Annotated in this window: 8 protein-coding genes; 4 read left to right on the forward strand and 4 right to left on the reverse strand. The window is 71.4% G+C overall.

The genetic code is table 11. The features are described 5' to 3' along the window. Nucleotides 1-6: 6 nt before the first annotated feature. From JJ685_RS20990 to kaiC, 4 genes are read right to left on the reverse strand one after another with little or no spacing between them, the layout of a single operon-like run. Nucleotides 7-1,740 carry a hybrid sensor histidine kinase/response regulator gene (locus JJ685_RS20990; RefSeq protein WP_201676301.1) on the reverse strand — a complete coding sequence of 578 codons (1,734 nt, stop codon included), beginning with the start codon at nt 1,738-1,740 and terminating at the stop codon, nt 7-9. Between the two features lies 1 nt (nt 1,741). Next, nucleotides 1,742-2,002, reverse strand: a complete 261-nt coding sequence (locus JJ685_RS20995; protein ID WP_201676302.1) for a circadian clock KaiB family protein — start codon at nt 2,000-2,002, stop codon at nt 1,742-1,744. A gap of 53 nt (nt 2,003-2,055) precedes the next feature. After that, nucleotides 2,056-2,388: a circadian clock KaiB family protein gene (locus JJ685_RS21000; RefSeq protein WP_201676303.1), complete on the reverse strand. Its 333-nt coding sequence runs from the start codon at nt 2,386-2,388 to the stop codon at nt 2,056-2,058. Then, nucleotides 2,385-4,124 (reverse strand): circadian clock protein KaiC, encoded by a 1,740-nt coding sequence (gene kaiC, locus JJ685_RS21005; RefSeq protein WP_330901812.1) that lies wholly within the window; start codon nt 4,122-4,124, stop codon nt 2,385-2,387. The genes JJ685_RS21000 and kaiC overlap by 4 nt, the downstream gene beginning before the upstream one ends. 329 nt (nt 4,125-4,453) lie before the next feature. Here kaiC and JJ685_RS21010 point away from each other — a divergent pair, with 329 nt between their 5' ends. The 4 genes from JJ685_RS21010 to JJ685_RS30305 all read left to right on the forward strand — a co-directional run bounded on the left by JJ685_RS21010 (nt 4,454) and on the right by JJ685_RS30305 (nt 14,108). After that, nucleotides 4,454-4,753 carry a hypothetical protein gene (locus JJ685_RS21010; protein ID WP_201676305.1) on the forward strand — a complete coding sequence of 100 codons (300 nt, stop codon included), beginning with the start codon at nt 4,454-4,456 and terminating at the stop codon, nt 4,751-4,753. A 28-nt stretch (nt 4,754-4,781) separates the two neighbouring features. Next, entirely contained in the window at nt 4,782-5,090 is a 309-nt protein-coding gene (locus JJ685_RS21015) for a hypothetical protein (protein ID WP_201676306.1), read from the forward strand. 167 nt (nt 5,091-5,257) lie between these two features. Then, a complete protein-coding gene (locus JJ685_RS21020) occupies nt 5,258-5,395 on the forward strand; it encodes a hypothetical protein (protein WP_201676307.1) in 138 nt (45 codons plus the stop codon). Between the two features lie 100 nt (nt 5,396-5,495). Next, nucleotides 5,496-14,108: a GH36-type glycosyl hydrolase domain-containing protein gene (locus JJ685_RS30305; RefSeq protein ID WP_201676308.1), complete on the forward strand. Its 8,613-nt coding sequence runs from the start codon at nt 5,496-5,498 to the stop codon at nt 14,106-14,108. The last annotated feature ends 63 nt before the right edge of the window (nt 14,109-14,171 follow it).

The following is a 14,171-nucleotide window of genomic DNA, read 5'->3' on the forward strand; positions in this document are numbered from 1 at the left end:
GGGCGGTCACGTGTCGTCGACGGCTTCGTGCCTCGCGGCTGACACCACCCCCATGACTTCCATCAGCATTTCCAGTTCCACGGGTTTCACGAAGTGGCGGTCGAATCCGGCCTCCTTCGACTTCCGCCGGTCTTCGGCCTGGCCCCAGCCGCTCACCGCGATCAGCAGGATCCCGCTGCCACCCGGCGCCTGGCGGATGCGCCTGGCGACTTCATGGCCGTCCAGGCTCGGCAAGCCGATGTCCAGGATGACCACGCCCGGGCGGAACGACGCCGCGGCGCTGACCGCTGCCAGTCCATCGTGCACCATGAGGGTCTCGTAGCCGAGGATTCCGAGGAACTGCGCCATCGTCGCCGCGCCGTCCACGTTGTCGTCCACCACCAGCACGCGAACGCCCTTGTCGCCCGAGGCATGCAGCCTGGGCCCGCCCCCGCCCGGTTCGGCGGGCGGCCGCATGTCCGACATCGGCAGGCGCACCGTGAATTTCGAGCCGGTGCCCGGCCCATCGCTGGCGGCTTCGACCTGGCCGCCATGCATCTCGACGAGCTGCCGCACGAGCGCCAGGCCGATGCCGAGGCCGCCCTGCGAGCGTTCCAGCGACCGGTCCACCTGCGTGAACATGTCGAACACGCGCGGCAGCAACTGCACCGGGATGCCCACGCCCGAATCCTCCACCGTGATGACCGCGAAGCCATCCTGCCGCCCCGCCGTCACCGTGATGCGGCCCCCGTCGGGGGTGTATTTCGCCGCGTTGTTCAGGAGGTTCGCGATGATCTGGCACAGGCGGGTGGGGTCCGCCGCCACGAACAGCGTGCGCGGCGGGGGCACGACGAGCGTCAGTTCGTGCTTGCCCGCCCGGATCATCGGCTGGCTCGTTTCCAGCGCATCCTGCACGGCCGTCACCACGTCGGCCTGTTCGATGCGCAGTTCCACCTTGCCCTGGCTGATGCGGCTCACGTCCAGCAGGTCGTCCACCAGGTGGACCAGCTGCGCGAGCTGCCGCTCGATGATGTTCCGGGCCGATTCCTTGACCTGCGCTTCCGGCGAAAGCGCCATGATGTGCAGCGCATTGCGGATCGGCGCAAGCGGGTTGCGCAGTTCGTGCGCCAGCGTGGCCAGGAACTCGTCCTTCCTGCGGTCGGCCTCCTTCAGCGCCGCCGCCGTCTGCGCCAGCGCGCGGTCCGCGAGCACTCTTTCGGTGACGTCGCGGATCACGTACAGGAAGCCCGTGGTCTGCCCGTCGCCATCGCGCAGCGCCGAGATCGTCGTCTCGACATGCGTCTGGGCGCCGTCGGCATTCCGGTGCACGAGGTTGCCCCGGAAGACGCCGTGCACACGCAGGGATTCAGCGGCAGCTTCACGCGCACCCTCGCCCTCGGGCCAGACTTCGGTGAACACCTCGCCCTTCAGGCGTCCCAGGGTCGCCGACGCGTCCTTGCCGTACTGCTTCTCCGCAGCCGGATTCATGAAGACGACGTGCTCGTCGGCATCGAAGGCGAGCACGGCGTCCTGCATCTGCGCGAGCACGTCCTGGCGCAGCCTGTTGGCCACCGCGTTGGACGAGTCGAGCGTGTAGATGTCGCTGCCCACGACCAGCGCGTCGACGTCGCCCTGCCGGATGGCCCACAGGGTCTCCTCCGCCTCGTCGAGGCGGATGCGCAGTTCTTCCAGCTCCGCGCGCATCACGTCCGGATCCTCGGAGCCGGTCGGCATCGGTTCCTCGGGCTGGGTTTTCGCCATGCTAGGACCCCAGGTTCAGGCCGTCGAGCAGGCGGGCCGGGTTCGACATGTCGCCGATGAAGCGGCGCACCGGCAGGGGCCAGACGCGCAGCAGGGTCGGCGCCGCGATGACCTCGTCGCTGGCCGCGCGCTCCACGTGGTCGGCAATGCTCAGGATCTCGAGCTCGTAGCGGCCCGGCATGTGCGCTTCGCAGAAGGCGCGCGTGTTGACGACGGCGCGCGCGGACAGCGGGGCCGCCGAACTCACCCACAGGCGCAGCATGCAGGCGCAATCCTTCCGTTTGGGACGAACGGGTTCGACGGCCTTGCCCACGCTCATTCCTTGGCCGCCGCGAGCGGCAGCAGGTTCAGGCCCACCAGCACGCGTTCCTTGTTGGACAGGTCGCCGATGATCTTGCGGATCGGCGTCGGAAACTTGCGCACCAGCGTCGGCACCGCCAGGATCTGGTCGCCGGCCGCCAGCTTCGGGTTGACCAGCAGGTCGATGACCTCGATGGTGTAGCGGCCGGCCAGGTGGTTCTCGCAGATCAGCTTGAGGTTGGCGAGCGCGGCCTCGGACTTGGCCGTCTTCCCCGCGACGTAAAGCCGCAGCTGCCACTCGGCAACGGAGGGGGCGGCCTTCTTCCTGGATGACGTGGCCGTGCTCATCGCGCGCCCCTCGCGGACTTCGATCCGTTCCCGTCCGGGCCGCGCGCGGTCTTCTGCCTGCCGCTGGCCGCGGCGATCTCGCGCGAGCGCGACGCGAGGCCTTCCGCCTCGAACTTCTCGCGCGCGATGGCGAACTCGACCTCGCCGGCGCGCTCCTCCGCCTCGGCGGTCAGGGCCGCGATCTGCGCGTCGAGGGCCCGCCGCCGGTTCGCCAGGTCGCGCATGCGCCGCTCGTGGTCGCTGCCACGCAGCTGGCTCGCCGCGAGCTCCTGCGCTTCCTGCGCGATGCGCGCGGTGCCCGTCAAAACGCGGTCGCCCGAGAGGTAGACATCGATGAGGTCGACGCCGTTGTCGCTGAAGACGAACTCGCGCACCTGGTTGGAGTGGTACATGCCTCTCGACTTGAGCACCTGCAGGGTCCGCGTGCGTTCGCCGTTGTAGGCCAGGTTGGTCAGCAGCAGCCAGCTGTCCATGAGCGACGACACGCCGACTTCGGAACTCGCGATCGCGGTCGCCACATCGACCGTGAGGGAGGTGAACATCGCGGTGACGCCCTCCTGCTTCAGGAAGTCGATCAGGCGCATCAGCGTGAGCTTGAGCCCCACGTCCTCGCGCTGGTTGCTCAGGTTGCTGATCGGATCCACGACGACCACGGAAGGCTTGAACTCGCGCACCAGGTCGTACATCAGCACCAGGTGCTGCTCCAGCCCGTGCAGCGTGGGCCGCGACGCGTGGATCTGCAGCAGCCCGTTCCTGACCCACCGGCCCAGGTCGAGGCCGATCGATCGCATGTTGCGCAGCAGTTGGCCTTCGGACTCTTCGTACGCGAAGAACAGGGCCCGCTCGCCGCGGGAGCAGGCGGCGTGGGCGAAGCTCGCTGCCACGCTGCTCTTGCCGGTGCCCGGCGCGCCGGATACCAGGACGCTGCTGCCCTTGTAGAAGCCCTTGCCACTGAGCATCTCGTCCAGGCCCGGGATCCCGGTGCCCACCCGCTTCTCCGTCACCTTGTGGTCCAGGCGGAGCGAGGTGACGGGCAGCACCGATAACCCGTGCGCGCCGATGAGGAAGGGGTATTCGTTCGTGCCGTGCGACGAGCCCCGGTACTTCACGATGCGCAAGCGCCGCGTGGACACCTGGTCGACGATGCGATGGTCGAGGAGGATGACGCAGTCGGCCACGTATTCCTCGAGCCCGTAACGCGTGAGGGTCCCGTCGCCGCGCTCGGCGGTGATCACGGCGGTCACCCCTTTTTCCTTCAGCCAGTGGAAGAGCCTGCGCAGTTCGGCGCGCAGGATCGCCTGGTTGGGCAGGCCGGCGAAGAGCGCCTCGATGGTGTCGAGGACCACTCGCTTCGCGCCGATCGAATCGATGGCGTAGGCCAGGCGGATGAACAGCCCCTCGAGGTCGTACTCGCCCGTCTCCTGGATCTCGCTGCGCTCGACCCTCACGTAGTCGAGCACCACCTTGCGCTGGCGCTGCAGCCTGTCCAGGTCGAACCCCAGCGACCGCATGTTGTCGGTGAGTTCCTGCGTGCTCTCCTCGAAGGTCATGATGACGCCCGGCTCGCCATGAACCACGGCGCCGCGCACGATGAACTCGGCAGCCAGCAGGGTCTTGCCGCAGCCGGCCGCGCCACAGACAAGGGTGGGACGACCCGCGGGCAACCCCCCTTCGGTGATCTCGTCCAGGCCGCTGATGCCGGTGAGCGTCTTCCTCAGTTGCTCGGGAGGGGGCACGCTTCTTGCCGATCGTTTCTGAGCCATCTCGGGGGTGGGCAGTTTCCTGAATTACTCTAACGCTCAATGGAGCCGGGCGCACACCAAGCCGATGAAGGCGGGGCGCTGGGACTTGCGCAGGATGCCCCATCCGGCTGAGGCTCGGCGCCAGACAATGCCTCATCCTTGGCCCGGACGGAACCGGATGCGCCAGACGGAAAAACCGGAAATGGCCCCTGTCCCGGAGTCTTCCCCGATTCGCCCTCACGGCCGAGCCGAGCGCGAACACTCCTCGGCACCGTGTGCGCCGCCGCACAGACGCCGGCCGCCCGACCGCGCACCCTCGGCTCATGCTCACCCCTGACGACATCACGGACGCCGGCTTCTACTGGTACCTCGATGCGATGGGCTCGGCACCCCAGGTGATCGAGGTCGTGGGTCAGGACGTGCTCATGGTGCGCTTCTGTGGACGCGAGGACGAGGATGCGCTCGCCGAGCTGGCGGGGACCCTGGTCGGGCCGCTGCGGCCGCCCGGGGCCTGGCAGGCCCTCAACGAAGTCGAGAACAAGGCCGTCCAGGCCGCACTTTCCAGGCTGGGAGGCAGGGTGCCCGGGGCCGTGAAGGAAGACGGCGAAGGCCATCCCTGCTGATTTGAAGTCCCTGCACGAAGGACGGCTGATGAACACCAACACACTGGATACGGCCCGCGCGAACCTGAACGAGGCGCTGCGCGAGGAAGGTGAAGCCCTGGCGAGCGCGGGCGAGGCCGTGAAGACCAGCGGCGCCGCGAGCCTGGAGGCAGAGAAGGCCATGCGCTCGGCCCTGGCGGCGCATGCACGTTCCAACGCGGCTGCCGGCGAAGTGCGCGCGCTGAACGCCGACGCCGAGCGCGTCGACGCGGCTGCCCGGGCCGCCGCGGCCACCTCCGTGCCGACGGATGCAGCCCCACAGCCGGGGAGCTGGAGGCCACGCTACCGGCCGGCGTGACTCCCGCAGCGTTCGCCCTCGACGAGCCGGTCCTGTAGGAGAAAGCCGCCGGCCGTGCGTTCAGTGCGTTGCCGCACAGACCGGCCCCGGAACCCTCCGTACCCTGCCTCGCACGCCCGACGTAGGGGCGAGGAAGTCTTGCGTCATGCCCAACCGAGGAGAGATGAATGCCCAAGGGACAACAGCGCGGCAACAAGGAAGCCAAGAAGCCGAAGAAGGCACCGGCGCCGGCGCCCATCCCGGCGGGAACCGCCTCCGTGGCCCCCACGGCGAAAGCCGGGCCGCCTCGCTGGCTGAAGAAGTAGCGCGCCTGGCGGTCCCCCGGATCGGGGGCGAGTGAAGGCGCGGACGCATCCCAGGCTGCGCCCGCAGCGCGCGCGGGCCGGAAACGCGCAGCCATGGGCCGTGGTGGATGCCGCATACGGCGATGCGCCCCTGCGCGCGGAGCTGCTCACCACCGACCAGATGGAGCGGCACGGCAGGTTGCTGGCCGAGGCGCACGACTGGGAACTCTCGCGCGCGCCCGACCGGCTGCTGCCGCGCCTGGCCGACAACCGCCGCACGCTCGCGGCGGTCTGCGCCCTGCTCTGCGAGGACCCCCAGCGCCGGGGCACGCCCGCCGGCGATTGGCTGGTCGACAACGATTACCTGCTGCAGGAAGAGACGCGCCGCGCCGCGCGCTTGCTGCCCACGGGCTACAGCCGTGAGCTGCCGCGCCTGCGCACCGGCCGGGGCGCCGGACTGCCGCGGGTCTACGACCTCGCCGTGCAGTCCGTGTCGCACGGCGACGGGCGGCTGGAGCTCGCCTCGCTGACGGGCTTCGTCGCGGCCTACCAGTCGGTGCGTCCGCTGCTGCTGGGCGAGCTCTGGGCTTTCCCCATCATGCTGCGGCTGGCGCTGATCGAGAACCTGCGCCGCGTGGCGGTGCAGGTGGCCGCCAGCCGCAGCGAACGCAACCTGGCCGGCCAATGGTCGGACCGCATGTTCGAGGTGGCGGAGCGCGACCCCAAGGGGCTGATCCTGGTGGTGGCCGACATGGCACGCTCGGAACCGCCGATGACCGCGCCGTTCGTGGCCGAACTGGTGCGGCGCCTGCACGGCCACACCGCGGCCCTGGCGCTGCCCCTCACCTGGCTGGAACAGCGGCTGGCGGAGAACCACCAGAACGCCGAGCAGCTCGTGCAGCTGGAGGCGCAGCACCAGGCCGCCGAACAGGTCTCGGTGAGCAACAGCATCGGCAGCCTGCGCCTGCTCGCCGCCACCGACTGGCGCGAGTTCGTGGAGACGCTGTCCACCGTGGAGCGCACGCTGCGCGGCGACCCGATCGGCGTCTATGCCCGCATGGACTTCGCCACCCGTGACGCCTACCGCCACGCGGTCGAGCGCATCGCGCGCCACAGCGAGGCCAGCGAGGGCGAGGTGGCCGAGGCGGCGCTCGCGCTGGCCGTGGAAGCCGCCGCGCGCGTCACGTCCGACGACCAGCGGCAGGCGCACGTCGGCTACTACCTGGTCGGCCCGGGCCACACGGCCACCGAGTCGCAGGTCGGCATGCAACCGGACTTCCCGGAGCGCCTGCGGCGCGAATTCGCGCGCCACCCCCTGGCCTGGTATGCCGGCAGCATCGTGTCCGCCAGCTTCGTGCTGCCCGCCCTGGTGCTGTGGTGGGCGGGGGGCGCTGCCCTGCCATGGATGCGCGAGCGCCCGGGCGGCTGGCCGCTCGCCGCGGTGCTGGGGATCGTGCTGGCGCTCGCGGCCAGCCAGCTGGCCGTCGCGCTGGTGAACTGGCTGGTCTCCCTGACGGCGCGGCCGCAGGCGCTGCCGCGCATGGATTTCTCCCACGGCATCCCGCCGGCCTCGCGCACCCTGGTCGTCGTGCCCACCATGCTGGCCAGCGAGGATGGCGTCGCCGCCCTGGTCGAAGCGCTGGAAGTCCGCTTCCTCGCCAACCGCGATCCGCAACTGCGCTTCGCCTTGTTGACCGACTTCCAGGACGCGCGGTCCGAGCAAATGCCCGCCGACGAGGCCCTGCTGCACGCCGCCCGCGCGGGCATCGAGGCCCTGAACGAGCGCTATCCGGATCCTTCGGGGCCGGCCTGCGGCAGCCGCTTCTTCCTGTTCCACCGCGCGCGCCAGTGGAACCCGCGCGAGAACACCTGGATGGGCTACGAGCGCAAGCGCGGCAAGCTCGCCGACCTCAATGCGCTGCTGCGCGAGGGCGACACGGGGCGCTTCGCCGCCGTGGTCGGCGACCTGTGGCTGCTTTCCGGCGTGCGCTACGTCATCACGCTGGACACCGACACGCAGCTGCCGCGCGACGCCGGCTGGAAGTTCGTTGCCACCATGGCGCATCCGCTGAACCGCCCGCGCATCGCCGGCGCCGACGAGGCGCGCCGCGTGGTGGAGGGCTACGGCATCCTGCAGCCGCGCGTGGGCGTCAGCCTGGTGGCCGCCAATCGCTCGTGGTACGGGCGCCTGTACGGCGGCGACTCGGGGGTGGACCCGTACACGCGCGCGGTGAGCGACGTCTACCAGGACGTGTTCGGCGAAGGCTCGTTCATCGGCAAGGGCATCTACGACGTCGCGGCCTTCGAGCACGTGATGGCCGGGCGCATGCCCGAAAACCTGATCCTCAGCCACGACCTGCTGGAAGGCTGCTACGCGCGCAGCGGCCTGCTGAGCGACGTGGAACTGGTGGAGGATTCGCCCTCGCGCTACGACGCGGACGTGCGGCGGCGCCATCGCTGGATGCGCGGCGACTGGCAGATCGCCGGCTGGCTGCTGCCGCGGGTGCGCCTGCCGGTGACGGACCCCGGCGCCGCGGCGCCAGTGCGCCTGGTGTCGGTGCGCAATCCGCTGTCGGCCCTGTCACGCTGGAAGATCCTCGACAACCTGCGGCGCAGCCTGGCGCCCGGCGCGCTCACCGCTTCCTTCGTGCTGGGATGGACCGTGCTGCAAGCGCCCTGGCTGTGGACGCTGGCCGGCGTGGCGGTGCTGCTCCTGCCCTCCCTGCTGGCGCTCGTCGCCGATCTCGTGCGCAAACCCGCGGACCTGCCCTGGCCGCAACACCTGGCGTCGATCGCGCCCGCGGCGCGGCGCGGTGCGGGTCAGGCGCTCATTGCGCTGGCCTGCCTGCCGTATGAAGCGTGGATCAGCCTCGACGCGGTGCTGCGGACGGTGTGGCGGATGAGGCTGTCGGGCCGCCGCCTGCTCGAGTGGCAACCCGCGGTCGACGCCGAACGCCCCCGCCCGGGCGGGGCTGCCCGCGACCTGCTGGCGACCGTGCGGCGCATGGGGATCGCACCCGCCTGCGCGCTCGCCGTCGCCGCAGCGCTCGAGGCCTTGCGTCCCGACGCCCTGCACGCTGCCAGCGCGGTGCTGGCACTGTGGCTGCTCGCGCCGGTGCTGGCGTGGTGGATCAGCCAGCCGGTGGCCGCCGCGCGCAACGTGCTCGATGCCACGGAAGCGGCCGAACTGCGGCGGCTGGCCCGCCGCACCTGGGCCTTCTTCGAAAGTTTCGTCACCGCCGACGACAACTTCCTGCCCCCCGACAACATGCAGGAGGTGCCCGAGGAGCGCGTGGCGCACCGCACCTCGCCCACCAACATCGGGCTGTCGCTGCTCGCCAACCTGGCTGCCCGCGACTTCGGCTACCTCACCGAGCAACAGCTCGTGGAACGCACCACCGCCACCTTCGACACGATGGACCGGCTCCAGCGTTTCCAGGGGCACTTCCTCAACTGGTACGACACGCGGTCACTCCAACCGCTGCGGCCGGCCTACGTCTCGAGCGTCGACAGCGGCAACCTCTCGGGGCACCTGCTCACCCTGCGCTCGGGCCTGCTGATGCTGGCCGACGCAGCGCCCGAGTGGCAGCCGCTGTTCGACGGCTTGCGCGATACGTTCGAGCTCGCGTGCGAGGCTGCCGGGGGCGCGCTTCCCGGCGCCGCCGCGGTGCGCTTCGCCGCCTTGCTCGACGAGCGGAAGGCGCCGCAGGGCGAGCCCGGACCGCGGGCCTTCGACGCCCTGCACGACTGCGCCGTCGACATGCTGGTCGAGTCCGGCCCGGAGCCCGTGGAAGCCGACCGCTGGGTGCGCGCGCTGGTCCACCAATGCGCTGCCGCGCGGGCCGCGCTGCTGCAGCTGGAGCCGGCCGCGCCCCGCGTCGCCGGCGGCGCCTGGGACGCGACGGCGCTGCTCGCACGGCGCACCGCCTTGCAGGCGCTGGCGCAGCGCGCGGGCGCGCTGGCCTCGGCGGATCCCGCCTTCCTCTACGACACGAGCTGCCATCTGCTGGCCATCGGCTACAACGTCGACGACCGCCGCCACGATGCGGGCTATTACGACCTGCTGGCTTCCGAGGCGCGGCTGGCCGTGTTCGTGGCGATCGCGCAGGCGCAGCTGCCGCAACAGAGCTGGTTCGCGCTCGGGCGCCAGTCCGCGGCGGTGGGGGGCGCGGCTGTGCTGCTGTCGTGGAGCGGCTCGATGTTCGAGTACCTGATGCCGATGCTGGTGATGCCGACCTATGGCAACACGCTGCTGGCGCGGGCGATGCAGGGCGCCGTGCAGCGCCAGATCCAGTACGGCCGCCAGCGCGGCGTGCCCTGGGGCATGTCGGAGTCCGGGTACAACCTCACCGATGCGCACCTGAACTACCAGTACCGCGCCTTCGGCGTGCCGGGGCTGGGGCTGCAGCGCGGCCTCGGCGAGGACCTGGTGGTGGCGCCGTACGCCACGGTCATGGCGCTGATGGTCGACCCTGCCGCCGCGGTGCAGAACCTTCGCCGGCTCGCCGGCGAAGGCGCCGCCGGCCGCTTCGGCTTCTACGAAGCGGTGGACTACACCCCCGCGCGCCTGCGGCACGGCGAGACCCATGCCGTCGTGCGTTCCCACATGGCCCACCACCAGGGCATGAGCCTGCTGGCGCTGGCGCACGTGCTGCTGGATGCGCCGATGCAGCGGCGTTTCGCCGCCGAGGTGCGGCTGCGCGCGACCCTGCTGCTGCTGCAGGAGCGCATCCCCCGGGGCATCGCGCTTCACCGCGAAGCCCCGGACGCGGCGGAAGATCGCGCCAGCATCGCCGGCGCCGCCATCCCGATGCGCGTCGTCACCACGCCGGACACGCCGACGCCCGAGGTGCAGCTGCTGTCGAACGGCCGCTACCACGTGATGCTCACCCATGCCGGCGGCGGCTACAGCCGCTGGAAGGACCTCGCGCTCACCCGCTGGCACGAGGACGGCACCACCGACGCCTGCGGCAGCTTCTGCTACCTGCGCGACCTGGACACGGGCACCGTCTGGTCCGCCGCCCACCAGCCCACGCGCGAGCCGGCGGAACAGGACGAAGCGATCTTCACCGAAGGCCGCGCGGAATTCCGCCGCCGCGCCCAGGGCATCGAGGCCTACACCGAGGTCGTGGTCTCGCCCGAGGACGACATCGAGCTGCGCCGCCTGCGGCTGACCAACCTGGGGGATACCCGGCGCACCATCGAGGTCACCAGCTACACGGAACCGGTGCTCGCGACCGCCGCGTCCGACGCCCAGCACCCCGCCTTCAGCAAGCTGTTCCTGCAGACCGAAATCGTGGCTGACCCGCCTGCGCTGCTGTGCACGCGCCGGCCCCGCTCCGCCGAAGAGGCCTCGCCTTCCATGTTCCACCTGGTCGCGGTGCATGGCGCGCCCAGCGGCGAGGCTTCGCACGAGAGCGACCGGGCACGCTTCATCGGCCGCGGCCGCAGCCTGCAGGCGCCGGCGGCGCTGGGCGCGGTGCAGCCGCTCTCCGGCAGCAGCGGCGCGGTGCTCGACCCGGTGCTGGCCACCCGCCGCGTCGTTACGCTGGAGCCGGAGCAGAGCGCGGTGATCGACCTCGTCTGGGGCGCGGCGGACAGCCGCGAGGCCTGCCTTGCGCTGGTCCACAAGTACATCGACCGCCGGCTCGCGGACCGCGTGTTCGAGCTGGCGTGGACGCACAGCCAGGTGAGCCTGCGGCAGCTCAACGTGAGCGAGGGGGAGGCCCAGCTCTACGCCCGGCTGGCCAACGGCGTGGTCCATGCCGATGCGCCGTTGCGGGCGGCGCCGGGCGTGCTGCTGCGCAACCGGCGGCCGCAGTCGGGCCTGTGGGGCTACGCGATCTCCGGCGACCTGCCGATCGTGCTGCTGCAGGTGGGCGATGCCGCCAACATCGCGCTGGTGCACCAGCTGGTGCACGCGCACGCGTGGTGGCGCCTCAAGGGCCTGCAGGTGGACCTGGTGATCTGGAACGAGGAGCGCGACGTGTACCGCCAGCGGCTGCAGGAGCAGATCCTGGGGCTGATCGCGGGCAGCATCGAGTCGCACGAGGTCGACCGGCCCGGCGGCATCTTCGTGCGCCAGGCGGAGCAGATCGCGGTGGAAGACCGCGTGCTGCTGCAGGCCGTGGCGCGCGTCGTCCTCAGCGACCGCCTCGGTTCGCTGGCCGACCAGGTCGGCCGCAAGCGCGTGCAGCAGCGGCGCGTAGGCCCCCTCGAGACGACCCGCGCGCCCGCCGTCGTGCCGCGCGGCAGCGCGCCGCCGCGCCCGCGGCTGCTGTTCGACAACGGCCTCGGCGGCTTCGCGCCCGACGGCCGCGAGTACGTGATCGCCGCGCCGGCGGGCGAGCGGCCTCCCGCCCCGTGGGTCAACGTCATCGCGAATCCGCGCTTCGGCACCGTCGTCTCCGATGGCGGCAGCAGCTACACCTGGTGCGAGAACGCGCACGAGCTGCGGCTGACGCCGTGGCACAACGACGCGGTGACCGACGACTGCGGCGAGGTGCTGTACCTGCGCGACGAGGAGACGGGGCAGGTCTGGAATCCGACCTCCCTGCCGCTGGCGGACGACGGCGCTGCGCCGTTCGTGACGCGGCACGGCTTCGGCTACAGCGTGTTCGAGCACGACGCCAACGGCATCCACAGCGAACTCACCGTGTTCGTCGCCACCGACGCGGCGGTGAAGTTCTCGCGGCTGGTGCTGCGCAACGACGGCGGGCGGGCCTGCCGGCTCTCGGTGACCGCGTACGTGGAGTGGGTGCTGGGGGACATGCGCGCGAAGACGGGGGTCCACATCCAGACCGAGGTGGCCGGCAGCGGCGCCGTGATGGCGCGCAACCGCTACAGCAACCAGTTCGGCGACTGGCTGGGTTTCCTGGATGTCGACGAGGCCGACCGGCTGGCCGGCACGATGACCTGCGACCGCGGCGAATTCATCGGGCGCAACGGCTCGTTGCGCCGGCCCGACGCGCTGCGCCGCGCGCACCTGTCCGGCCGCAGCGGCGCGGCGATGGACCCGTGCGCCGCGATCCAGGTGCCGGTGCGGCTGGACCCCGGCGAGTCGCGCGAAGTGAGCTTCCGGCTCGGCATGGGCCGCAGCCTCGACGAAGTGCAGCAGCTGGTGCGGCGCTTCCGCGGCCGCGCCGCCGTGCAGCAGGCGCTGGCGGACGTGCACGCGTACTGGAAGCACCTGCTGGGCTCGGTGCAGGTCCGCACGCCGGACCCGGCGCTCGACCTGCTGGCCAACGGCTGGCTCGTCTACCAGACGCTCGCCTGCCGCATGATGGCGCGCAGCGGCCACTACCAGTCGGGCGGTGCCTTCGGCTTCCGCGACCAGCTGCAGGACGCGATGGCGCTGGTGCACTCCCGACCGCAGCTGCTGCGCGAGCATCTCGTGGCGTGCGCGGGGCGCCAGTTCCAGGAAGGCGACGTGCAGCACTGGTGGCACCCGCCCGGGGGCCAGGGCGTCCGCACCCACATCGCCGACGACTACCTGTGGCTGCCGCTGGCGCTGTGCCGGTACGTGGAGGCCACCAACGACACCGGCGTGCTGGACGAAAGCGTGCCCTTCCTCGAGGGCCGGGCGCTGCCCCCCGAGCAGGAGTCCTGGTACGACCTGCCGGCGCGCTCCGGCCGCAGTGCCAGCGTGTATGCGCACGCGGCGCTCGCCCTGGAACATGGCCTGCGATTCGGGGAGCTCGGGCTGCCCCTGATGGGCGGCGGCGACTGGAACGACGGCATGAACCGGGTCGGCCACGGCGGACGGGGCGAAAGCGTGTGGCTGGGGTTCTTCCTCTGCGAGGTGCTGCGCCAGTTCGCGCCGCTCGCGCGCCGCCGCGGGGACGACTCCCTGGCCCGGCGCTGCGACTCCGAGCGGCTGGCGCTGCGCGCGCGGCTGGAGGCCTCGGCCTGGGACGGCCAGTGGTATCGCCGCGCGTGGTTCGACGATGGCACCCCGCTCGGCTCCCGCGACAGCGCGGAATGCAGCATCGACGCGATCGCGCAGAGCTGGTCGGTGCTGGACGGCACGACGGACACGCCGCGCACGCGCGAAGCAATGACCTCGCTGGCGGCGCGGCTGGTGCGGCCCGAGGCCATGCTGGTGCAGCTGCTGGATCCGCCGTTCGACCGCAAGGGGCCGGACCCGGGCTACATCGCCGGCTACCTGCCGGGTGTGCGCGAGAACGGTGGACAGTACACGCATGCCGCGGTATGGGCGGCGATGGCGTTCGCGGCGCTCGGCGACGCGCATCGCGCGTGGCAGCTGATGGACATCATCAACCCCCTGCACCACGGTCGCACGCCGCAGGAAGTGGCCGTGTACCAGGTGGAGCCGTACGTGGTGGCGGCCGACGTCTACAGCATGCCCCCGCACACCGGCCGCGGCGGCTGGACCTGGTATACCGGCTCCGCGGGGTGGATGTACCGCCTCGTCCTCGAATCGCTGCTCGGGCTGCGGCTGCGCATCGACGACGAGGGCGCATGGCTGGCGATCGTGCCCTGCGTGCCGGAACACTGGACCTCGTTCGGGGTGGACTACCGCTTCCGCGATACCGTCTACCGCATCGAGATCGTGCTCACCGGCGAAGCGGACGCGCCGACGGCAATCGAGCTGGACGGCCGCCAGCAGGCCGGCGATGCGCTGGCGCTCGTCGACGACCGGAAGGACCACGCGGTGCGCGTGCGCACGGCACGGGTCCGGACAGGCACTGCGGCGACCGCCATGGTGGAGTGAGCGGCCCCGGTCCAGGGCGTCCGGGCGCCGGCCCCACAGGGCCGGCCGCCTCCCTATACTGGA

The organism is Ramlibacter monticola (genome assembly GCF_016722785.1).
Classification (GTDB): domain Bacteria; phylum Pseudomonadota; class Gammaproteobacteria; order Burkholderiales; family Burkholderiaceae_C; genus Ramlibacter; species Ramlibacter monticola.

Bases quoted from the DNA above. Each gene is read 5' to 3' on its own strand.
- JJ685_RS20990 (WP_201676301.1), bottom strand. From the start codon at position 1,740: ATGGCGAAAACCCAGCCCGAGGAACCGATGCCGACCGGCTCCGAGGAT.
- JJ685_RS20995 (WP_201676302.1), bottom strand. From the start codon at position 2,002: ATGCTGCGCCTGTGGGTGAGTTCGGCGGCCCCGCTGTCCGCGCGCGCC.
- JJ685_RS21000 (WP_201676303.1), bottom strand. From the start codon at position 2,388: ATGAGCACGGCCACGTCATCCAGGAAGAAGGCCGCCCCCTCCGTTGCC.
- JJ685_RS21010 (WP_201676305.1), top strand. From the start codon at position 4,454: ATGCTCACCCCTGACGACATCACGGACGCCGGCTTCTACTGGTACCTC.
- JJ685_RS21015 (WP_201676306.1), top strand. From the start codon at position 4,782: ATGAACACCAACACACTGGATACGGCCCGCGCGAACCTGAACGAGGCG.
- JJ685_RS21020 (WP_201676307.1), top strand. From the start codon at position 5,258: ATGCCCAAGGGACAACAGCGCGGCAACAAGGAAGCCAAGAAGCCGAAG.